The sequence below is a fragment of the Polaromonas sp. P1_E11 genome, assembly GCF_056405995.1.
Map to the genome: position 1 here is coordinate 1 of NZ_JBFUBA010000016.1, position 748 is coordinate 748.

1 protein-coding gene and 1 pseudogene are annotated in these 748 nt (G+C 62.2%); both read right to left on the bottom strand.

Features of this window, described 5'->3' with window-relative positions; genetic code table 11:
• Positions 1–468: hypothetical protein (locus AC1D11_RS22185; protein ID WP_477651499.1), on the bottom strand; the 468-nt coding region annotated here is incomplete at its 3' end.
• A 27-nt stretch (positions 469–495) separates the two neighbouring features.
• A pseudogene (locus tag AC1D11_RS22190) lies at positions 496–748 on the bottom strand (hypothetical protein); the annotation flags it as partial.

The following is a 748-nucleotide window of genomic DNA, read 5'->3' on the forward strand; positions in this document are numbered from 1 at the left end:
GCTGAATGCGGGGTGGGTGATGGCGGCATTGGTGAAGCCGGCGGTGCCGGTGGTGAGCGCTGCGCCCGTCACATTGATCTGGGTCCAGGGGATCGTTTCACCAGTGGCGTTGGTGAGCAGGCCGGTAGTGTTTGAATTCAGGGTGATGTTGCCGCCGTTGCCGTAGACACGTACCGTCACCGCGCCTGCGGTCAGGTCGCCACCGACGCCTGCAATCACGCTGCTGTCACCGATATTGGCAGCGGGAACAGTAAAGACGACACCGTCAATTGTGCCGTCGGTTGCCGTATTGCCTGAGCTGGTGCCGACGCGCAGGAACAGCACCTGCGGAACCACAATGGAGAAGTCCACGCGCGCATTGGCCGTTGAAGTACTGACTGCGGCGCCGTTGAATGTGGACTCCGCATGGGCGGTAGCGCTGAGCAGGCCGATGAGACTGAGGGAGCTGACAAGAAGGAGTTTTTTCATGATGGTTCCTAAGGGTTAAGGTGAGGGTTAAACCTGGGTGGCGGTATAGGTAATGCGGCTGTTTCTGGTGTTGACGCCGCCGTAGGTGCCGGCTGCGGGCACCGTTGTATTGAGGTAGGTGTAAGTCCATTTGCCTTCGACGCGGACCACGCGGTTGGTGGCGGTCAAGGTGGTGGCCGTGCCCGCATTGGGGCCTGCCCCGGTGGCAGCGCTGAATGCGGGGTGGGTGATGGCGGCATTGGTGAAGCCGGCGGTGCCGGTGGTGAGCGCTGCGCCCGTC